This is a genomic window from Pectobacterium polonicum (assembly GCF_005497185.1).
Taxonomy (GTDB): domain Bacteria; phylum Pseudomonadota; class Gammaproteobacteria; order Enterobacterales; family Enterobacteriaceae; genus Pectobacterium; species Pectobacterium polonicum.
Genome location: NZ_RJTN01000021.1, coordinates 33,304 through 54,217, shown reverse-complemented (window position 1 = coordinate 54,217; position 20,914 = coordinate 33,304). Strand labels below are relative to the sequence as shown.

19 protein-coding genes are annotated in these 20,914 nt (G+C 53.2%); 12 read left to right on the top strand and 7 right to left on the bottom strand.

Annotated features, from left to right (window positions below):
- Nucleotides 1-361 precede the first annotated feature (361 nt).
- Genes fhuC through fhuB form a run of 3 tightly spaced genes read left to right on the top strand, consistent with a single transcriptional unit; the run spans nucleotide 362 to nucleotide 4,113 of the window.
- Nucleotides 362-1,159, top strand: a complete 798-nt coding sequence (gene fhuC / locus EDI29_RS18200) for a Fe3+-hydroxamate ABC transporter ATP-binding protein FhuC (protein WP_137742021.1) — start codon at nucleotides 362-364, stop codon at nucleotides 1,157-1,159.
- Nucleotides 1,160-1,175: 16 nt separating this feature from the next.
- On the top strand, nucleotides 1,176-2,102 hold the full coding sequence (gene fhuD, locus EDI29_RS18195; RefSeq protein ID WP_137742020.1) for a Fe(3+)-hydroxamate ABC transporter substrate-binding protein FhuD: 927 nt from the start codon (nucleotides 1,176-1,178) through the stop codon (nucleotides 2,100-2,102).
- Entirely contained in the window at nucleotides 2,095-4,113 is a 2,019-nt protein-coding gene (fhuB, locus tag EDI29_RS18190; RefSeq protein WP_137742019.1) for a Fe(3+)-hydroxamate ABC transporter permease FhuB, read from the top strand. Before fhuD ends, fhuB begins: the two co-directional genes overlap by 8 nt.
- Nucleotides 4,114-4,155: 42 nt before the next feature.
- Here fhuB and EDI29_RS18185 read toward each other — a convergent pair whose 3' ends face one another.
- Nucleotides 4,156-4,746, bottom strand: coding sequence for a LysE family translocator (locus EDI29_RS18185; RefSeq protein WP_137742018.1), 591 nt, complete (start codon nucleotides 4,744-4,746; stop codon nucleotides 4,156-4,158).
- A gap of 135 nt (nucleotides 4,747-4,881) precedes the next feature.
- Here EDI29_RS18185 and EDI29_RS18180 point away from each other — a divergent pair, with 135 nt between their 5' ends.
- Complete coding sequence (locus EDI29_RS18180; RefSeq protein WP_137742017.1) at nucleotides 4,882-6,342, top strand: aminotransferase-like domain-containing protein; 1,461 nt, start codon at nucleotides 4,882-4,884, stop codon at nucleotides 6,340-6,342.
- A 2-nt stretch (nucleotides 6,343-6,344) separates the two neighbouring features.
- Here the strand turns inward: EDI29_RS18180 and EDI29_RS18175 are convergent, their stop codons facing one another.
- Together EDI29_RS18175 and hemL are read right to left on the bottom strand one after the other, a co-directional pair.
- Nucleotides 6,345-6,968: a glutathione S-transferase family protein gene (locus EDI29_RS18175; RefSeq protein WP_137742016.1), complete on the bottom strand. Its 624-nt coding sequence runs from the start codon at nucleotides 6,966-6,968 to the stop codon at nucleotides 6,345-6,347.
- Nucleotides 6,969-7,131: 163 nt separating this feature from the next.
- Complete coding sequence (hemL, locus tag EDI29_RS18170) at nucleotides 7,132-8,412, bottom strand: glutamate-1-semialdehyde 2,1-aminomutase (protein WP_137742015.1); 1,281 nt, start codon at nucleotides 8,410-8,412, stop codon at nucleotides 7,132-7,134.
- A gap of 267 nt (nucleotides 8,413-8,679) precedes the next feature.
- On the opposite strand from hemL, the gene erpA reads away from it, so the two are divergent.
- Complete coding sequence (gene erpA, locus EDI29_RS18165) at nucleotides 8,680-9,027, top strand: iron-sulfur cluster insertion protein ErpA (protein ID WP_005969047.1); 348 nt, start codon at nucleotides 8,680-8,682, stop codon at nucleotides 9,025-9,027.
- A gap of 94 nt (nucleotides 9,028-9,121) precedes the next feature.
- Here the strand turns inward: erpA and EDI29_RS18160 are convergent, their stop codons facing one another.
- From EDI29_RS18160 to mtnN, 3 genes are all read right to left on the bottom strand, one after another.
- Nucleotides 9,122-9,400, bottom strand: coding sequence for a hypothetical protein (locus EDI29_RS18160; protein ID WP_137742014.1), 279 nt, complete (start codon nucleotides 9,398-9,400; stop codon nucleotides 9,122-9,124).
- A 216-nt stretch (nucleotides 9,401-9,616) separates the two neighbouring features.
- Complete coding sequence (gene btuF, locus EDI29_RS18155) at nucleotides 9,617-10,447, bottom strand: vitamin B12 ABC transporter substrate-binding protein BtuF (RefSeq protein WP_137742013.1); 831 nt, start codon at nucleotides 10,445-10,447, stop codon at nucleotides 9,617-9,619.
- A gap of 3 nt (nucleotides 10,448-10,450) precedes the next feature.
- Nucleotides 10,451-11,149: a 5'-methylthioadenosine/S-adenosylhomocysteine nucleosidase gene (gene mtnN / locus EDI29_RS18150; RefSeq protein WP_137742012.1), complete on the bottom strand. Its 699-nt coding sequence runs from the start codon at nucleotides 11,147-11,149 to the stop codon at nucleotides 10,451-10,453.
- Between the two features lie 246 nt (nucleotides 11,150-11,395).
- Here mtnN and dgt point away from each other — a divergent pair, with 246 nt between their 5' ends.
- The 7 genes from dgt (at nucleotide 11,396) to EDI29_RS18115 (ending at nucleotide 20,131) form a co-directional block, all read left to right on the top strand.
- Nucleotides 11,396-12,907 carry a dGTPase gene (gene dgt / locus EDI29_RS18145; RefSeq protein WP_137742011.1) on the top strand — a complete coding sequence of 504 codons (1,512 nt, stop codon included), beginning with the start codon at nucleotides 11,396-11,398 and terminating at the stop codon, nucleotides 12,905-12,907.
- Nucleotides 12,908-13,096: 189 nt separating this feature from the next.
- Entirely contained in the window at nucleotides 13,097-14,560 is a 1,464-nt protein-coding gene (gene degP / locus EDI29_RS18140; RefSeq protein ID WP_137742010.1) for a serine endoprotease DegP, read from the top strand.
- Between the two features lie 232 nt (nucleotides 14,561-14,792).
- Nucleotides 14,793-15,950: a CdaR family transcriptional regulator gene (locus tag EDI29_RS18135; protein ID WP_039360836.1), complete on the top strand. Its 1,158-nt coding sequence runs from the start codon at nucleotides 14,793-14,795 to the stop codon at nucleotides 15,948-15,950.
- Between the two features lie 333 nt (nucleotides 15,951-16,283).
- Entirely contained in the window at nucleotides 16,284-17,288 is a 1,005-nt protein-coding gene (locus tag EDI29_RS18130) for a sulfate ABC transporter substrate-binding protein (RefSeq protein WP_395303354.1), read from the top strand.
- 154 nt (nucleotides 17,289-17,442) lie between these two features.
- Nucleotides 17,443-18,255: a sulfate ABC transporter permease subunit CysT gene (gene cysT, locus EDI29_RS18125; protein WP_107168728.1), complete on the top strand. Its 813-nt coding sequence runs from the start codon at nucleotides 17,443-17,445 to the stop codon at nucleotides 18,253-18,255.
- A gap of 12 nt (nucleotides 18,256-18,267) precedes the next feature.
- A complete protein-coding gene (gene cysW / locus EDI29_RS18120) occupies nucleotides 18,268-19,149 on the top strand; it encodes a sulfate ABC transporter permease subunit CysW (RefSeq protein WP_137742008.1) in 882 nt (293 codons plus the stop codon).
- Nucleotides 19,139-20,131 carry a sulfate/molybdate ABC transporter ATP-binding protein gene (locus tag EDI29_RS18115; RefSeq protein ID WP_005969065.1) on the top strand — a complete coding sequence of 331 codons (993 nt, stop codon included), beginning with the start codon at nucleotides 19,139-19,141 and terminating at the stop codon, nucleotides 20,129-20,131. Before cysW ends, EDI29_RS18115 begins: the two co-directional genes overlap by 11 nt.
- Nucleotides 20,132-20,209: 78 nt before the next feature.
- Here EDI29_RS18115 and EDI29_RS18110 read toward each other — a convergent pair whose 3' ends face one another.
- A complete protein-coding gene (locus EDI29_RS18110) occupies nucleotides 20,210-20,644 on the bottom strand; it encodes a DoxX family protein (RefSeq protein ID WP_137742007.1) in 435 nt (144 codons plus the stop codon).
- Nucleotides 20,645-20,914: the final 270 nt, after the last annotated feature.

The window sequence follows — 20,914 nt, the reverse complement described above, 5'->3', positions numbered from 1 at the left end:
GCGAGCGGCGCTTAAGCCGCCCCGTGTCGGGCGCGTGCTACGAGGTAGCATGAAAATGACGGTATTATCGCGCACGAAACCGCCTCAACAGTGGCATAAAAATGTGACTAAGAGGCTGAGTTAATCTGGGGGCATTTGTTGCCCCTGCTATTTTGGGACGATCACCACGCCCTGTCAGATACCACTTTTCCTGCCGGAGCACTCTAACGCTGACAGGTAAAAGTCTTGCGATTGGCATTCCGTTGCGCCTATCATGCTGCCTTTATCGTAATCATTATCGTTCTCTTTTAGACTGATGATTATGGGAATAGTGAATTCTGCTCACCCCTTTCCTTCGGTGACATTAACAACCAAAAGCGCTATGCAAAATCAAACTGTACTGCCTGATACCCCCTTCAGACTGGACGACGTGAGTTTTTCCGTCGCCGGGCGCACGCTGCTACATCCGTTATCGATCACGTTTCCCGTGGGGAAAGTGTGTGGGCTGATCGGGCACAATGGCTCAGGCAAATCGACATTGCTGAAAATTCTGGGTCGCCATCAGTCCGCCAGCAGCGGAACCGCATTGTTGGGTGAACAGGCGATCGGAAGCTGGGACAGCAAATTGTTCGCCCGTCAGGTTGCCTATTTACCGCAGCAGCTTCCTGCTGCCGAAGGGATGACCGTGCGTGAGCTGGTTGCCGTGGGGCGCTACCCGTGGCATGGCGCATTAGGCCGTTTCGGCAGCGCCGATCGGGAAAAGGTCGAAGAAGCCATCACGCTCGTTGGGCTAAAGCCATTTGCTAACCGTCTGGTGGATAGCCTGTCCGGCGGCGAACGGCAGCGAGCCTGGCTGGCGATGACGGTGGCACAGGATAGCCGCTGCCTGCTGTTGGATGAACCGACTTCGGCACTGGACATTGCGCATCAGGTTGAGGTGCTGGCGCTGATTCAGCGTATGAGCCGCGAGCGCGGCATCACCGTGATTGCAGTGCTGCATGATATCAACATGGCTGCGCGCTACTGCGATCATCTGGTGGCGTTGCGCGGTGGCAAAATGATTGCGCAGGGTGAACCTGTCGCGCTGATGCAAGGGGACGTGCTGGAAAATATCTACGGCATTCCCATGGGCATTCTGCCTCATCCGGCGGGTGGCGCGCCGGTCAGCTTCGTTTGTTAACTCGGTTTACCTGCTCATGATGCCTGAATTTTTTTCTTCCCCGCGTTCTCCTGACCCGCTACGTCGTCGTTTGCTGACGGCGCTGCTGCTGTCTCCGCTGGTTTATTCGGCGGCGAGTAGGGGAGCCACCGCTTCACGTCCTGATTTGAACCGCATTGTGGCGCTGGAATGGTTGCCCGTTGAACTGCTTCTGGCGTTAGGCATCACCCCCTTCGCGATTGCCGATAAGCATAACTATAACCTGTGGGTGAAAGAGCCAGCACTGCCTGAGTCGGTGATTGATGTGGGGCTGCGTACCGAGCCTAACCTTGAATTGCTGACGCAGATTCGCCCGTCCCTGATTCTTTACTCTGAAGGTTACGGCCCTTCGGTCGCGAAAATGTCCCGTATTTCTCCGCTGCTGGGCTTTGGCTTCAGCAACGAACAGGGAAAACCGCTGGCGTCGGCACAGGCATCAGTAATGAAACTGGCCGATGCGCTCAATATGAAAGCGGCCGGAGAACGGCATCTGACGGAGTTGGCGCAGTTTATCCAACAGGAAAAGATTACGCTTCAGCCGTGTACCGAGCGGCCTCTGCTGCTCATCACGCTGGTCGATAGCCGCCACGTGCTGGTAATTGGCAAGAACAGCCTGTTTCAGGAAGTGATGGATCACGTCGGGATAGAGAATGCCTGGCGTGGTGAAACCAGTTTTTGGGGCAGTACGATTGTGGGGATTGAAAGTCTGGCGGAAATCGGTGATGCCAACGTGCTCTGCTTCGAACATGGCGATAGCGCCATCAGCGCACAGCTTGATAATAACCCGCTCTGGCAGGCCATGCCATTTATGCGTAACCAGCGTTTACAGCGCGTGCCTGCCGTTTGGCTGTATGGCGGAACGCTCTCGGCGATGCGCTTCTGCCGCGTATTGAATCAGGCATTGGAGGCGAGAAAGCATGCCTAATTCTCTGTCTGTCGCGCACAAACGTGCTGTGCACCCGTTGGTACTTCCCATTGTTTTAATCGGTTTTCTGCTGTTCGTGATGCTGGGCGTGGGCAGCTACAATTTGCAGCAACAATTGCCTGTGTCGCAGTGGTTTCAGGCGCTGACTCAGCCCACGTTGAACAATATGCCGCAGCTTCTGTTCCACTACAGCCTGTTACCGCGCATGGTGTTGGCACCGCTGATTGGCGCAGGATTAGGGTTGTGTGGCGTACTGTTTCAGCAGGTCTTGCGCAATCCGCTGGCCGAACCGTCAACGCTGGGGATTGCCACTGGTGCACAGCTAGGCATTACGGTAGTCACGCTGTGGGCGCTGCCCGGCGGCGCAGTGATCCAGCAGGCTGCTGCGATGATAGGGGCACTGATGGTTGGCGCATTAGTGTTTGGCGTCGCCTGGGGGAAACGGTTATCGCCAGTGACGCTGATACTGGCAGGGTTGGTACTCAGTTTCTACTGTAGCGCAGTCAATCAACTGCTGGTGCTCTTCCATCATGAACAGCTTCAGGGCTTATTCTTGTGGAGCAGCGGCGTGCTGAACCAGCAGGACTGGAGCAATGTACAATTTGTTCTCCCGCGTCTCGCGGTGTGTTTCTGTCTGGCGCTGTTGTTGATTCGCCCGTTAACCCTGCTGGGGCTGGATGACGGCGTTGCACGTAATTTGGGGCTTGGGCTGTCGCTGGCACGTCTGAGCGCGCTTGGGTTGGGGATTTTTCTGTGCGCGCAGTTGGTGAATGCGGCGGGCATTATCGGTTTTATCGGTCTGTTTGCGCCGCTACTGGCGAAAATGCTGGGTGCACGGCGGTTACTCCACCGCCTTTTATTCGCTCCGCTGCTGGGGGCGCTGCTGCTCGGTGTGACCGATCAGGGGGTTATCTGGCTGAGCCGGGTGTGGCTTGACGTACCGACGGGGGCGGCGACCGCGCTGATTGGCGCGCCGCTGTTACTGTGGCTGCTGCCGCGCCTGCGTAATAGCGGTCAACCTGCGATGATCGACAATAACAGCGCCCCGACGGTTGAACGCCGTCTGTGGGGAACGTGGCTGGTGCTTGGCATCGTGCTACTGGGAATGGTGGTTATCACGGCGCTGATGTTGGGGAAAGATGCAGAAGGTTGGCAGTGGGGCGGTAGCGATGTGTTAGCGCAGTTGCTTTCATGGCGCTGGCCTCGGGTTCTGGCAGCGCTGACGGCCGGGGTGATGCTGGCGGTGGCAGGAACGCTAATCCAGAAGCTGACAGGCAACCCGATGGGGAGCCCTGAAGTACTGGGAATTAGCTCCGGTGCTTCGTTTGGCGTCATTATGTTGTTGTTCTTCATCCCCGGAAACGCATTCGTGTGGCTGCTTCCCGCTGGAAGTGCGGGGGCGGCGTTGACGCTGCTGGTCATGGTGATTATCGCTGGACGCGGTGGTTTCTCCACGCAGCGTATGCTGCTGGCAGGGATCGCGCTGAGCATGGCATTCTCCACCGTGATCGCGCTGCTGTTAGCCAGTGGCGATCCGCGTATGGGCACCGTGCTGACCTGGCTGTCGGGATCAACCTATGCGGTTGAACCGACTGACGCGATACGCACGGCGGTGATTGCGGTTCTGCTGCTGTTGATTGTCCCGCTGTGTCAGCGCTGGCTGCGTATTCTGCCACTGGGTACGACAACGGCCAGATCGCTTGGTGTAGCCGTCACACCGGTTCGTCTGCTGGTGTTGCTGCTGGCATCGGTGCTGACCGCGATGGCAACCATGATGGTCGGGCCGATGAGCTTTGTGGGCTTAATGGCACCACATATGGCGCGGATGCTGGGCTTTAGCCGCGTGTTGCCGCAAATCGCCAGCTCTGCGCTGATTGGCGGCGCGCTGATGGTGATTGCAGACTGGTTTGGTCGGATGATCCTCTTTCCTGCACAGATTCCGGCAGGGCTGCTCGCGACGTTTATCGGTGCGCCTTACTTTGTTTATCTGCTACGCAAGCAGGTGAGATAACACGAACTTCGGCGGGTAGATTAGCCCGCCGAAATCGTGTGATTAACCCGTGACGTTGATGGCTTCGACTAGCATCCAGAACGTGGTAAGCACCAGCGAAAGCGCCATGATGCCGTTGAAGGCTTTCAGTTTCCACGGTTCCTGAAGATGTTTACCGATGCGATCGCCGAGCAGCGCCCAGACTAAAATACAGGGCAGGTTTAGCGCCATAAAACTAACCACGGTGGTGAAAAGGCCACCGCTGGCGGCATAAAGCAGCGCGATGTTGCTGGACATCAGCCAGGCTTTCGGGTTCACCGCCTGAAATAGCGTCCCTTGCAGTACGGTCATCGGCTGTACTCGCCCTTGTAATTCAGGTGCCGATGAGCGCACGATTTTCCACGATAGCCACAGCAGATAGACGCACCCCAGCACGGTAAGGGGCAGGCGAATCATACTCATCCAGCTCAGCAGAAGCTCCAATGCCACCCCCATCAGCGCCGTTTGTATCCCGCAGCCAACGGAAATGCCCATCATCATTGGCAACGTTCGACGTAGGCCAAAATTGACGCCTGACGTTGCCAGCAGCAGATTATTTGGCCCCGGTGTGATCGACATCACGGTGACGTAGCTGAAAAAAGAAGGGTCGAGCATGGTGTTATCCTGATGATGAGAGAGAACACTATAGTAGGCAGAAAAAATAAATGGTTACAGATACACAAAATGATTATTGTAATGGGTACAAAATGCATTAATCATTAACTGTACTCATTGGCTGGCGGGGGAACTGTGTCCATCATCGACTCACAAGAAAGTACGCTCTATCAACAACTCGCGGAAACCTTCGCCACAGCCATTCATCAAGGGACGCTAGCGCCGGGAAGTCGCCTGCCTTCTATTCGTCGCGTCGCTGGTTCACACCAGGTGAGTGTGAATACGGTGTTGAATGCCTGGCGTATTCTCGAAGATCGTGGGTTGATCGAAGCACGACCACAGTCCGGCTATTTTGTCCGGGGGCGTCTGCCGTCGCTGACGGAAAGCAAACCTCACCGTGCGCAGGTGATTGTGCCGGGCAGTGAAAAACTGGATTTGATTGATACCGTATTCGCTGCCCAGACGCACCCAGACTACACCAATATTTCTCTGGCGTGCCCGCAGCATGCCGATTTCTATCCTACTGAGAAGATCAGTCGTATTGCTGCTTCCTTGCTGCGGCGACAGCCTGAACTGATTGGTCGCTATGCGCTACCGCCGGGCAGTGAACGGCTGCGCCGCGAAGTGGCACGGCGAGCGATGGATTTGGGGATGACATTGACCCGTGAGGACATCACGATTACCCACGGCTGTATGGAGGCGCTACAGTTGGCGCTACGCACGGTTACGCAGCCGGGCGACTGTGTGGGGTTGGAAACGCCAACCTATTTTTATCTCTTTCCTCTGCTCGCCAGTCTGGGATTGAAAACGGTGGAGATTCCTACCGATCCGCAGCGTGGACTCGCGCTGGATGCGTTGGAGCTGTTGTTATCAGAGCAGCGACTACAGGCGATTATCGCCATGCCGAACGCGCAAAATCCGTTAGGGTGCAGCATGACGCTGGCGGATAAAAAGCGGCTGGCAAAGCTGGTAAACGACTATCAAGTTCCACTTATCGAAGATGGTTTATACAGCGAACTTCAGTTTACCTGGCCGCTGTCGCCGACGGTGAAAGCCTTCGACCGTGAAGGCTGGGTCATTTACTGTTCCAGCTTCACGAAAACGCTGGCACCTGATTTTCGCATCGGCTGGATGGCGTCGGGTCGTTTTCGGGCAAAGGTGGCGCGACTGAAAGCGGTGTCGTCGATGGCGGAATCGGCGCTGTTATCAGAAACGCTGGCGCAATTTCTGGAATCGGGTGGTTACGATCATCATCTGCGCACGCTACGTCGCCGCTATGCCGCGCAGATGGATGAGGCTCGCGGGCTGATCGCTCGACATTTCCCGCAGGGTACACGTGCAACGCAGCCGCAGGGCGGTTTTGTCTTCTGGCTGGAATTACCGGGTGGTGTGGATGGGGTTGAGTTATTCCATCGCCTGCTGCAAGAAAGAATTTGCGTCACGCCCGGTGAACTTTACACGCTGAGCGGCCGCTGTAAGCATGCGCTTCGGCTGTCCTGCTGCTACCCGTTTGATGAACGCTACACGTATGCGCTTAAGCGTGCTGGCGCACTGGCATGTGAAATGAGCGGTATTGGACCAGGTAGCACAGAATAGCGTTATGGCGTGCCGTTGCGTCCCCAGGTCAGGTAGCCTGCACGCTCGCTTAAGCGCTCATAGTAGGCGCGGACGGCAGGGTAGTCAGTGTGTTCCAGCGGTGTTTCATACCAGCGATTGACCGATAGCCCGATGGGAATATCGGCCAGCGTAAACGCTTGCCCTGCAACGTAGTGGCCAGTCCGCTCCAATTGCTGGTTCAAAATGCCCATGGTGTGTGACCAAAGCGCGCAGGATTCTGCCAATAGCTGCGGTTCCTGATGTGCGGGAGACTGGCGCACCAGCGACGTAAAGGCGTAGCGCCATGAGGGATTGAGCTCGGTGGCCTGCCAGTCGATCCATTGATCGACCGGGGCGCGACTACGCGGATCTTGCGGGTAGAGCCAGGCTCCGTCCTTCGCGTTGGCGAGGTAGCGCAAAATCGCGTTCGATTCCCACATGACAAAATCGTCATCCTGAATAACCGGTATCATGGCATTGGGGTTAAGGGCCAAAAATTCCGGTGACTGTGGTGACTTATAGCCGTCGCCCCAGTCTTCGCGCTGAAAGGGAATTGCCAATTCGTCACACAGCCACAGCACTTTCCGAACGTTGATCGATGATGTGCGTCCTAGAACCTTTAACATGACTTCTCCTCTATTTTCAGGCAGGTAGACTTACTCATAACCAATTTGAGAGGGCTTGTCATTCTCAAATGAGCATCCTGATGAAAAAAATGGAAGGTGGAGGAGGGACTGTTATTGAGCAGCCATGGCGTCACTGAGTGACGCCATGGTGTACGCGTTCGCTTTATAGACGTGAGAAGCAGAGCTGTGCGGCTTCGATGGTGCGTTCGATATCTTGTGGTGTATGTGCCAGCGACATAAAGCCTGCTTCAAACGCGGATGGCGCGAGATAAATCCCTTCTTCCAGCATCATGTGGAAGAAACGCTTAAAGCGCTCTACGTCGCACTTCATCACATCCTGATAGCTGGTGACGCTGCCGGCATCGGTAAAGAACAGGCCGAACATCCCCCCCGCCTGATTAACGACTAATGGAATGTTTTCGGCTTTCGCAGCAGCCAGCAGGCCATCGGCTAACTGATTAGTCAACGCGGTGAGCTTTTCGTGTACGCCGGGTTTCGCTACTTCCGTCAAACAGGCAAAGCCTGCGGCCATGGCGATGGGGTTGCCGGACAGCGTTCCCGCCTGATAAACCGGGCCGGTCGGTGCCAGCGCCTGCATCACTTCACGCTTACCGCCGAATGCGCCAACTGGCATGCCGCCGCCGATGATTTTCCCCAGACAGGTCAGATCCGGCACCACGCCGTAGTGCGACTGCGCCCCCGCCAGTGCGACACGGAAGCCGGTCATCACTTCATCGATGATGAACAGGGCGCCAAACTCATCGCAGAGGGCACGCAGACCGGGCAGAAAATCTGGCAGCGGTGGAATGCAGTTCATGTTGCCCGCGACGGGTTCCACGATGATAGCGGCGATCTCATCAGGGTATTGTTCAAACGCTGCGCGAACGGATGACAGATCGTTATAGATGCAGGTCAGCGTATGGCGGGCGAAATCGGCCGGAACGCCGGGAGAATTAGGCTGGCCTAATGTCAGCGCGCCGGAACCGGCTTTCACCAGCAGGCAGTCGGCGTGACCATGGTAGCAGCCTTCAAATTTGATGATTTTATCGCGGCCCGTGTAACCACGTGCCAGACGGATTGCGCTCATGGTCGCTTCCGTACCGGAGTTGACCATCCGCACCATATCCATGCTGGGCACTAATGAGGTGACCAGACGCGCCATCTGCACTTCCATCTCGGTAGGCGCGCCAAAGCTCAGACCGCGCTCTGCGGCAGCAATCACGGCATCACGGATTGCCGGATGATTGTGACCCAGCACCATCGGACCCCACGAACCCACATAATCAATATACGCTTGATCGTCAGCGTCATAGAGATAAGCGCCATCAGCCCGTTCGATGAACAGCGGAGTGCCGCCGACGCCGTTAAAAGCACGAACGGGTGAGTTCACTCCGCCGGGAATAAGTTGCTGTGCCGCAGCATACAGGCTTTCAGATTTGTTCATTACGCGGTCCTGACTGGTCTTGATCGTAAAATGTAGGGGTATTCTAATGAACTGACCGCCGTTATGAAATCGCTGTGCGGGTTTTCACTTGAAAACGCGCTGCATCATACCCACTGAGAGTACTGGCTGTGTGGTGTATAAGACGGCATAATGCGGCGATTATTTCAACAATGACTGTCAAATCTTGAACGTTTTCGCTTACTGCCGGATAATAAGCGTATGAATATGGGTCTATCACCTGATAAGCCCTGAGTTGGGAGTAAAAATATGAGCGATGATATAGCAGCACTGCCTCTGCAATTTACCGATGCGGCGGCAAGCAAGGTGAAAAACCTGATTGCTGATGAAGAAAACCCAGAGCTGAAATTGCGTGTGTATATCACGGGCGGCGGCTGTAGCGGTTTCCAGTATGGTTTTACCTTTGATGATCAAATCAACGACGGCGATATGACCATTGAGAAACAAGGTGTGGCGCTGGTGGTTGATCCGATGAGCCTGCAATATCTGGTTGGCGGTGCGGTGGATTATACCGAAGGACTGGAAGGTTCTCGTTTCATCGTGACGAATCCGAATGCGAAATCTACCTGCGGCTGCGGTTCCTCTTTCAGCGTCTGATCCTGTATTGCGGTTATTCACCGACTAAAAAAATAAAAACCGTGTCCTGGCAACAAGACACGGTTTTTTTATCGCAGACGTGCTTTTACTGTGCTTACCATTCGACCGTAATCAGACGTGCTTCCGTACCCTGCGTCGTTTTTGTCGCAGATGCTGAAAGTTTTGCCTGATCGATCTGAATACGTGACTCAGTAATTTTAGGTTGAGGTACAGAGGCGACATTGCATGTCATTTGATATTGACCGGATTGCGGCGTGACGCCACAAGACGGTAATATCGTCAGTTGAGCATTAATCTGCCCGCCGCTACTTCCTGCATAGACATTTCCACAAACCGCGATCAGCAAGCTTGCGCAAAGCAACGCATTTTTCATGTTCTAAGCTACCTGGTGTAAAGGAACCGATATCGGTTCAAATTTTTCTGACTTCGTTACGACGAGCAGTAATCAGCACCTTAGTAGATGTCTATGATTCCACTCTTACGCTCAGATTATCGGCAAATATTGGCGAAATAAAAGCCTGCTAGTGTTACAACTTGTATACTAATGAAGCTATTGTTATCGAGATGATTTCATTGTGTTAATTGATGATCATTTTACTGACGAGGATGCCAGTCTTAATTCAGCTAATTGAGAACAAATTTGCTGTGCTGCCAATAGCAAGCGGGGGCCACTGCGACTAAACCAGTCTTCATTGACGGTAATCACCGGAACCGCGAGCTGTGGTTGCCAAAACGCCTGCACGCTGGAAATTCTATCTGAAGCACCGCCGACAATAATGGCCTGTGGCTGCCGCCTTAACACCTGTTCACGACTGACCTGTGGCCAAGGCACCGGGCTGTCGGCAAAGACATTTTCGGCACCGCACAGTGAAACGATCTGGCTTTGCAGCGTCGCTTCTGAAGAGGTAAACAGCGGCTGAGTGCCGAATTGAATGAATACCCGCAATGGCGTGGCGTTATGCCTATCATCAGCGTGCTGGAGTTTGCCTATTTGCTGCTGAAAATCTGTCGCAGCACGTTCGGCTTGTTCAGGATGGCGGCTATAGGCTGCTAACTGTCGCAATGAGGCCGGGATATCGTCTAACGTCTTTGCATCCAGATAAACGATAGGAATCGCGAAGTTGGCGAGCTGTTCCAGCGGGCGCTGCGGGTTGCCCTCGCGCCAGGCCAGAATCAGATCGGGCTTGAGTGCGAGGATTCGCTCCAGATTGATGCCCTGCCAGGAGGCGACCTGTTCCAGTTTTTTCGCTTCCGGCGGGTAATCTGACCAGGCGCTGACCGCAACCAGCTGTTCACCCATGCCTGCCGCGTAGGCCATCTCAGTCGCGTGTGGTGCGAGACTGATGACACGCTGGGGAATAGCATAAGCGGCGCTGCAAAGCAGCAGCCCGATCAGCCAGCAAAGGAGCCTGAAGGTCATCGATTAGCGAGTAGCTAACTTGGCCAGAATAACGTCTACCATTCGCGTTGATTGCTGTGCCGCAACGCTCAGGAACTCATCAAAACTCAGGTGTGAGGCTTTATCGGCCACATCCGAAATCGCGCGAACCACCACAAACGGGACGGCAAACTGATGGCAAACATGGGCGATCGCGGTGGCTTCCATTTCTACGGCAATGGCCTGCGGGAAGGTGGTGCGGATACGGGCTAACGGCTCTGCGCCGTTAATGAAGGCGTCGCCGCTGACAACCAGACCGCGGACGGCATTCAGCTGTAGCTCGGCAATCGCTTCCTGCGCCAGCGCGATGAGTTTTTCATCAGCAGGGAAAGCGGCAGGGCAGCCTGCCATCTGGCCGGGTTCATAGCCAAAGGCCGTGACGTCGGCATCGTGGTAGCGCACTTCATCAGAAACCACAATATCACCGACGTTTAATGTGGGTGCCAGCCCGCCAGCAGAACCGGTGTTAATTACCACGTCCGGCTTGCTGTGTTCCAGCAGCAGCGTGGTGCCGAGTGCAGCGGAGACTTTGCCGATGCCCGATTTCAGTAGCGCGACTTCTACGCCGTTGATTTGTCCGGTATAGATTTCGCAACCCGCACGCTGGAAGGTCTGACGGTTTTCAATCCGATCGCGCAGCAGCGTTACTTCTTGTTCCATCGCACCGATAATACCGACTTTCATAAGGTTCCCCGCAAATTCTGTTATAAATGGAAGGCGTATACCTAATGCTGGTCACTGAAGTCCCATTTTAGGGGAAACACAGGGGGAGGTTCCCGCAGGGATGCCTCACCCCTGTGGTCGCACCGTGTATCTCGATCGTTAAATGACCAGCATTAGGTGTATATCGCGGACGTTAGTCTATCATGGCTAGCAGGGGGAGATGGAGTGTCCATCATTGTGCTGTAGCGTAATGACAGGGAGAACCATATGTCTGGTATCGATTTTGCCAAAAAAATGAGCTTTCAACGGCATTTCAGTCGACCTAAAACGGCTGATAATGGCTATGCGATCGTGCGTCAGTTTGAGAGCGATCGGGGGCGAATTATTAACTCCGCCGCCATTCGCCGCCTACAGCAAAAAACCCAGGTCTTTCCGCTGGAACGTAATGCGGCCGTCCGTTCCCGCTTAACCCATTCGATGGAAGTGCAGCAGGTTGGCCGCTACATCGCAAAAGAGATTTTGCACCGCCTGCAAACTGATGGTCGACTGGCATCGCTCGGGCTGGTTGACAGACAAACGCCGTTTGAAAGCCTGGTTGAAATGGCATGCCTGATGCACGACATCGGCAATCCGCCTTTTGGCCATTTTGGTGAATCCGCGATTAACCAATGGTTCAGAAAATTGCTGGATAGCCATTATCTGGACAGTGAATCTCTGGAACGTGTCGATGACTGTAACGTGTCTGTGCTGCGGATGCAGCAGGATGGACTGGACGAATTGCGCGGGCAGATCCGCCAGGACCTGAGCCATTTTGAAGGCAATGCACAGGCGATCCGGTTGGTTCACACACTGCTGAAGCTCAACCTGACCTACGGGCAGGTAGCCTGTATTTTGAAATATACCCGCCCTGCGTATTGGCGCGCTGAGCTTCCCGCCGATTACGATTATTTGATGAAGAAACCGGGCTACTATCTGTCAGAGGAAGCCTTTGTCGTCAGGTTGCGTGAAGAGCTGGATATGGGCGAATTTCATCGCCACCCGCTGAGCTATATTATGGAGGCGGCCGATGATGTTTCTTACTGTATCGCGGATTTAGAAGATGCTGTCGAGAAAGATATCCTCACTATCGAAGAACTTTACGATCGTCTGCGTGAGAATTGGGGGGAAGGAGCAGAGAAAGACATCTTCGCTAAAACGATTGAACGTGCTTACAAAGAGCGCGAGCGCTTTCAGTGGCGCAGTCACGATGACCAGTTCTTTATGAATCTCCGCGTTTACACTGTGGGTCAGATGGTGCCACATGCCGCGCTGCGTTTTATCGACAATCTGCCGGAGGTCTATGCCGGGTCGTTCAATCAGGCGTTGCTTGAGGACGACAGCCCGCAGAACCGCCTGTTAGGCATTTTCAAACGTGTCGCCTTAAAGCACGTTTTTAACCATCATGAAGTTGAACAGTTGGAGCTACAGGGCGACCGCGTGATTCGCGGCCTGCTGGATATTTATAGCCCGCTGCTCGAGATGCCCTATCAGGATTTCAGTCAGCTTGTTAGCGACGATACGCACAAGCGCTATCCGATTGAAACGCGGCTTTACCACAAGCTATCCAGCAAGCACTGCCTGGCCTATTGCGAAGCAGTGACCGAGTTGGAAGGATTACCCGAAACCGAGCGTGTCGTCCGTGAATATTATTATCGGGCGCGCCTGATTCAGGATTACATCAGCGGTATGACGGATTTGTACGCCTACGACGAATACCGCAAGCTGATGGCGGCAGATTAGCGATGAACAGGCAGCAATAGAAATCGCGAGTTTTGTAAAGCCGTTCAATATTTCCTTACGCTTCACGATCTTCCCCTTTGGAACCTTGTTGGTCCATATTTATCTCATACAGCACGACCATTGAGTGTACCCGGTGTCGGGTACACGGGCCGTAAGACTCGCGTGTTGATTACTATGAGATAGACTCCTATGAAAAAAAAATCACTGGTCCTGAGTGCGCTGGCGTTAAGTCTGGCGATGGCGATGGGTTCAACTACGGCGAATGCGGCTGAGTCAGCGGCGTCTGCTGCGTCATCGGGTCAATTACCCAGCTTGGCCCCTATGCTGGAAAAAGTTATGCCTTCCGTCGTGAGTATCTACGTGGAAGGGCATACCACCGATCAGGGTAGAGAGAATAGTGTAGGCAAAGAAAATATTCCGCCGCAGCTTCAGCCATTTTTTGGTGAGAACTCGCCTTTCTGTCAGGAGGGATCGCCGTTCCAGTCATCGCCGATGTGTCAGGGAGAGGGTGACGATGACGACGGTCAACCGCAACCAAAACAGGAAAACTTCCAGGCGTTGGGCGCGGGCGTCGTGATTAATGCGGAAAAAGGCTATGTGGTGACCAACAGCCATGTTGTGGATAACGCCGATAAGATTCAGATTCGACTCAGCGACGGTCGCAAGTATGACGGTAAAGTATTAGGCAAAGACCCGCGTTCAGATATCGCGTTGGTGCAGTTGAAAGACTTTAAAAACCTGACGGCGATTAAGGTTGCGGATTCCGATCAGTTACGGGTTGGTGATTACACGGTAGCGATTGGTAATCCATATGGTCTGGGAGAAACGGCGACCTCGGGTATTGTGTCCGCGCTGGGGCGTAGCGGCTTGAATATTGAAAATTACGAGGACTTTATTCAGACCGATGCGGCGATCAACCGTGGGAATTCTGGCGGTGCGCTGGTGAACCTGAATGGTGAGCTGATTGGGCTGAATACCGCGATTCTTGCCCCAGGTGGCGGTAATATCGGGATTGGCTTCGCTATTCCTAGCAATATGGTGAAAAGTGTCGTCGCACAGATTGTCGAATTTGGTGAAGTGAAACGCGGTGAGCTGGGCATTACCGGAACTGAACTTAACTCCGAGCTGGCACAGGCGATGAAAGTTGATGCGCAGCGCGGCGCGTTTGTGAGTCAAGTGCGGCCGAAATCGGCGGCAGATGTGGCTGGCATCAAGGCTGGCGATGTGATCGTCACGCTGAATGGTAAAGCGGTTAGCAGCTTCTCTGCATTGCGTGCACAGGTTGGCTCGTTGCCGGTGGGCAGCAAAGTGGCGCTTGGGCTACTGCGTGAAGGTAAACCGCTTACCGTCGAGGTGACGCTGCAACAAAGTAATCAGGCTCAGGTGTCCTCCGGTAATCTCTATTCCGGCATTGAAGGTGCGGAGCTGAGCAATACGCAGGTGGATGGCGAAAAAGGCGTTAAAGTGGATAACGTCAAACCCGGTTCTGCTGCGGCTAAAATCGGCCTGAAGAAGGACGATATCATTCTCGGTGTTAACCAGCAGGCAGTACAGAACATTGGTGAACTGCGTAAAATTCTGGACAGCAAACCGGCGGTATTAGCCTTGAATGTACGCCGCGGCGACAGTTCGATTTATCTGCTGGCTCAGTAATCGAGTTGTTCAACGTGTAATAAAGTAATTGCCTTTTAAGACAATGAATTACGGTGATTGTCTGGCTGGGCACTTAGGTGCCCAGCTATTTCTCGTTTCGCCATGAAAGCGCTTTTGTGAGTTCTCCCACAGATTTAACCTAATTCCCGTTTCTTTGTTAATTTGCACAATGTGTGGCGCACCGCGTGACGGTATGCTGGTGCAATTGTCAATGTTCCTCTCAGAGGTAAAAATGGCGTCGTATCATCTCAATGCCAAGATGGCACAGGATATTGTCGCGCGAACCATGCAGATCATTGATAGCAATATTAATGTGATGGATGCTCGCGGTAAAATTATCGGCAGTGGCGATCAGGAACGATTGGGGGAATTGCACGAAGGGGCGCTGTTGGCGCTCTCGCAGGGACGGGTTGTTGATATTGACGATGCCGTGGCGCGCCACCTGCACGGCGTGCGTCCGGGTATTAATTTACCCTTGCGTATTGATGGTGAGATTGTTGGCGTTATCGGCTTGACGGGAAATCCCAGCCAGCTGCGACAATATGGCGAGCTCGTCTGCATGACGGCGGAAATGATGCTGGAACAGGCGAGGCTGCTGCATATGCTGGCGCAGGATAGTCGTCTGCGTGAAGAACTGGTGCTGAACCTGATCCGTACCGACGATCTGTCTCCCGCGCTCATGGAATGGGCGCAGCGTTTAGGTATCGATCTGAATAAGCCTCGCGTCGCCGCGGTGATCGAAGTGGACAGTGGGCAGCTCGGCGTAGACTCAGCAATGGCAGAGCTACAGCAGTTACAGACGCTGCTGACCACGCCGGAGCGCGACAATCTGATCGCGATTGTTTCTCTAACGGAAATGGTGGTACTAAAACCGGCGCTGAACAGTCATGGACGCTGGGATGCAGAAGAGCATCGGCGTCGCGTGGACACGTTGATGTCGCGCATGGCTGAAAGCAGTCGGCTGCGGGTGCGGCTGGCGCTGGGGAACTACTTTGCTGGCCCCGGCAGCATCGCGCGTTCTTACCGTACCGCACGCACGACCATGAGCGTGGGCAAACAGCGTATGCCCGCTCAGCGCTGTTATTACTATCAGGATCTGATGTTGCCCGTGCTGTTGGATAGCTTGCGCGGCGGTTGGCAGGCAAACGAGCTGGTGCGCCCGCTCTCGAAGCTTAAGGCAATGGACGGTAATGGTCTGCTGCGCCGAACGCTGGGGGCCTGGTTTCGTAACAACGTTCAACCCGGTGCGACGGCGAAAGCGCTGTTTATCCACCGTAATACGCTGGAATATCGTCTTAATCGTATCTCTGAGCTGACGGGATTAGATCTGGGGAATTTCGACGACCGTCTACTGCTGTACGTTGCTTTACAGCTGGATGAAGAAGAGTAGGACAGAAAGATACCCGCCTTTACTTAAATCGATCTTCCACCGTATAACCCTGATGCCGCACGGTATCAGGGTTATTTCCGATGCGGTTTTAGAAGAGGTCAGCGGCAACAAAATTGCTTAGACTGAAAACTATGACATAACCATTAACAATATAACGCGATAGCATAAATTATCGCGAAACAATATTTTTGCCCCCTCTCTATATCCACTATTGTCACTTCCATATTGTCGTTGTCAGTTCGATAACCGCATAAACGGCCTAACCAGCCACATTCATCATTATTTCATCTAAATACTTTCCAGAATTAAGGTTAGGGAGTGATAAGAATGTCAATACGTCGTCTGGGGTTATCTGTTGCTACGGCAGCGTTGTTATTTTCTGGTGTAGCCTCGGCGGCTACCGAATTATTAAACGTGTCTTACGATCCGACGCGTGAGCTGTATCAGCAATACAATGCGGCGTTTATTAAGCATTGGAAAGCGACCACGGGTGAAGATATCACCATCAAAAACTCGCACGGTGGCTCTGGAAAACAGGCTCGTTCGGTGATTGACGGCTTACAGGCCGACGTGGTGACGCTGGCACTGGCAGGCGACATTGATGCGCTCAACCTGAATCAACCGCTGATCGATCCTAAATGGCAGGCGCGTCTGCCTGACAACAGCACTCCTTATACTTCCACTATCGTTTTCCTGGTGCGCAAAGGTAATCCGAAGCAAATCAAAGACTGGAACGATCTGGTGAAACCAGGCGTTGAAGTGATCACACCAAACCCGAAAACCTCCGGCGGCGCACGTTGGAACTTCCTGGCTGCATGGGCTTATGCCAAGGCGCAGCCGGGCGGAAATGATGAAACCGCATTGAAATTTGTCACCGAACTGTATCGCCATGCTCCTGTACTGGATACCGGTGCGCGTGGGGCGACCATCAGCTTTGTACAGCGTCAGTTGGGTGATGTATTGCTGGCATGGGAAAACGAAGCTTATCTTTCTCTGAAAGAGCAGGGCGGCGATCAGCTTGAGATCGTCACACCATCTCTGTCGATTCTGGCCGAACCACCCGTTGCTGTTGTCGATAAAGTCGTTGAGCGTAAAGGGACGCAGAAACAGGCTGAGGCTTATCTGAAATACCTCTATAGCGATGAAGCACAGCGTATCATCGGTAAAAACTTCTATCGCCCACGTAACGCCAAGATTGCCGAAGAGTTTAAAGATCAGTTTGCTCCGGTGAATCTGGTCACGATTGATAAGGATTTTGGCGGTTGGACAGCAGCACAGGATAAATTCTTTAACGATGGTGGTGTGTTCGACGCAATCTTTAAAGAGATCAATAAGTAATTTTTAACGTCTGACGGATTAAGGCCGCTATTACCGTAGCGGCTTTTTCAGGTTAAAAAGGCAGAGGACCTGCCGCCTGAAACCTTCCATCAGGTAGCGCGTGTCGGCAAGCAGTTGTTGGCTGAGTAGTGAGTATGAAAATTAAAGGCACGGTATGTCACAGCGTTCTTCCTCAGTGATTCCCGGTTTCGGGCTAACGTTAGGGTTTAGCCTGAGCTATTTAGGATTAATTGTCCTTATTCCATTGGCTGCGATGTTTTTGTATGCTAGTCAACTAACGTTTGGCCAGTTTTGGGATTTGATCACCAGCCGCCAGGTCTTGTTTTCCCTGCGGCTTTCGTTTGGCACTGCACTAGCAGCCGCTTTTATTAACGGTATTCTTGGGACGCTGCTGGCGTGGGTACTCGTACGTTATACCTTCCCCGGACGTAAAGTGATCGATGCCATGATCGACATGCCCTTCGCACTGCCAACCGCAGTCGCGGGGATCGCGCTGACGGCACTGTATGCACCGAATGGCCTGATTGGTTCGCTATTTCCATTCAAAATCGCCTACACCGGCATTGGTATCACGTTGGCGCTCATTTTCGTCACGCTGCCTTTCGTGGTCAGAACGCTACAGCCGGTGTTGGCCGATATTCCTAAAGAAGTGGAAGAGGCCGCTGCCTGTCTTGGTGCGCGACCGCTTCAGGTTTTCCGCCATGTGTTACTTCCTGCATTGTTACCGGCGTGGCTGACGGGTTTTGCTTTAGCCTTTGCCCGTGGCGTGGGGGAATATGGTTCAGTGGTGTTTATTGCGGGAAATATTCCGTTTAAAACCGAGATCCTGCCGTTGCTGATCGTCTCTAAGCTCGATCAGTATGACTACAAGGGAGCAACCGGGATCGGCGTATTCATGCTGCTGGTTTCTTTCATTATGCTGCTGCTGATTAACGTGTTGCAGCGTCGCATTCAACCGAAATTGTAAGGGCTGGTCGTCATGGAACAGGTTATTTCCTCTCAGGCCAGCGCAGCTAAAAGAAAAAAACAGCCCGCAGCCTACTACATTCTGGTTTCACTGGCGTGGGTCGTCTTTTTCCTGATTTTGGTACTGCCGTTGATGATGGTAGTGACTCAGGGGCTGGATAAAGGCGTTGGCGCATTTTGGGACGCGATTAGCGAACCAGATGCGATCTCTGCGCTTAAACTGACGTTACTCGCGACCGTCATCTCTGTGCCGTTAAACGTCGTGTTCGGGCTGGCGACGGCGTGGTGTGTGACGAAATTCGAATTTCGTGGCAAGAGCTTTCTGCTGGCGCTGATCGACTTGCCCTTTTCTGTTTCCCCCGTTGTTGCAGGACTGGTGTATGTGCTGCTGTTTGGGGCGCAAAGCAAAATCTATCCTTTCCTGCTCGAACACGATCTGCAAATTGTTTACGCCGTGCCGGGTATTGTACTGGCGACGATTTTCGTCACATTGCCTTATGTTGCCCGTGAACTGATTCCGCTGATGGAAGAACAAGGGTCGCAGGAAGAAGAAGCGGCGCGACTGCTGGGGGCGAACGGCTGGCAAATGTTCTGGCACATCACGCTGCCAAACGTGAAGTGGGCGCTAATCTACGGTGTGGTGCTGTGTACCGCACGTGCTATGGGGGAGTTTGGCGCCGTTTCCGTCATTTCCGGCCATATTCGTGGCCTGACTAACACGCTACCGCTGCATATCGAAATTCTTTATAACGAGTACAACATCGTTGCTGCCTTCAGCGTGGCGATTCTGCTGCTGATGATGTCGCTGGTGGTGCTGTTACTGCGCCAGTGGAGTGAAGGTCGATTGACGAAGCAAATACAGAAACAACAGGAGTTGGCCAAAAATGAGCATTGAGATTCGTAATATTAATAAACAATTTGGCCAGTTTCGGGCGCTGAACGAGATTAATTTGTCGATCCACAGCGGTGAGCTGGTAGCGTTGCTGGGACCATCGGGCTGTGGTAAGACGACGCTGCTGCGTATCATTGCCGGGCTGGAGCAGCCAGATAGCGGCAGTATTATCTTCCACGGTCAGGACGTGTCCGTTCACGATGTGCGTAAACGTAACGTCGGGTTTGTCTTCCAGCACTATGCGCTGTTTCGCCACATGACGGTGTTCGATAACGTCGCGTTTGGGCTGCGAATGAAGCCGAAGAATATCCGCCCGTCGAAAAGCGAGATCGAAAAGAAAGTGCATGAATTGCTGAATCTGGTGCAGTTGGACTGGCTGGGGGATCGCTATCCTGAACAGCTTTCCGGCGGCCAGCGTCAGCGTATTGCACTGGCACGTGCATTGATCGTCGAGCCGAGCATTCTGCTGCTGGATGAACCTTTTGGTGCGTTGGATGCCAAGGTGCGTAAGGAACTGCGTCGCTGGCTATCTCAGTTGCATGAAGATATCGATCTGACATCGGTATTTGTAACACACGATCAGGAAGAGGCGATGGAAGTCGCTGACCGTATCGTGCTGATGAACAAAGGCGTGATTGAACAAATTGGTACGCCTGCGGAAGTGTATAACAACCCGGCCAGTGAATTTGTTTACCATTTCCTTGGCGACAGTAACCGGCTGAAAGTGGCGCAAACGGAAGAAACCATTCTGTTCCGCCCGCATGAAGTGTCGCTATCCGTTCAGGCTCAGGATGGCTATCAGGCGGTGACGGTTCGCGATATTCGTCCGCTGGGAGCGTTGACCCGTCTCTCGTTGAAATTGGGTGAGCAGTCTGAGCTGATTGAAGCCGAAGTGGCAAAAGACGATGTGAGCCTGGAAGGGTTGCAGAAAGGCGACGTGATTCAGTTCAAGCCCAAGCGCTATAATCACGATTGGGAAATCTGATTGGTATGTTGAAACAACAAAAAACCCGCGAATTCGCGGGTTTTTTGTTTTTACTGTTAATGCTCGCGGCTGCAAGAATTAACGATAAGCAGGGTTAGCGGCTACAGAGTAACGACCACTGCCAACCAGCATGATGATAATGCCAGCAAAGAAATAGAGCGCTTCGACTTCCAGTGCCCATGCACCGACTTCGGTTAGGGTGAAGAATTTACCGGTACCCACCATCAGCGTAGCGACAACCAGCGTCAACGCAGCAATCAGGCCAGAAATACGGGTAAACACGCCCAGAATAATCAAAATCGGCGCAACGACTTCGCCTACATAAACGCCATAAGCGATAAAACCAGGGAGGCCAGCGCCTTGCAGCATCTGTACGATCCAGCCTACGCCGTGCTCAACTTTTGCTACGCCGTGAAACAGCAGCAGAATACCCACGGTTAAACGCAGTAAAAGTTTACCTGCATCGGGATGATCGGTTAAACGCGTGAACCACTGATTCAACTGAGAAATCATACTAGACAACCTCATGAGTAAGCTAAAAGTGCTATTGGAGATAAGGCGGCAGTGTCGTCGATTTAGCGCCTGAATAGAAAACAAATAAATTTGATATTTTCTGTCAAAAAATTAGGTGAAACGTGTCAACACGGAAAGCATAGCACTGCAATTGTGGTGGTCTAATGATGGATGAGAATAACGCAATAACAATATGTTATGAGAAAATCCGGTGACCTGAACGGTGGAAGGTCAGGGAATAGCTTGTATAAAGGGAATATTTTTAACAGG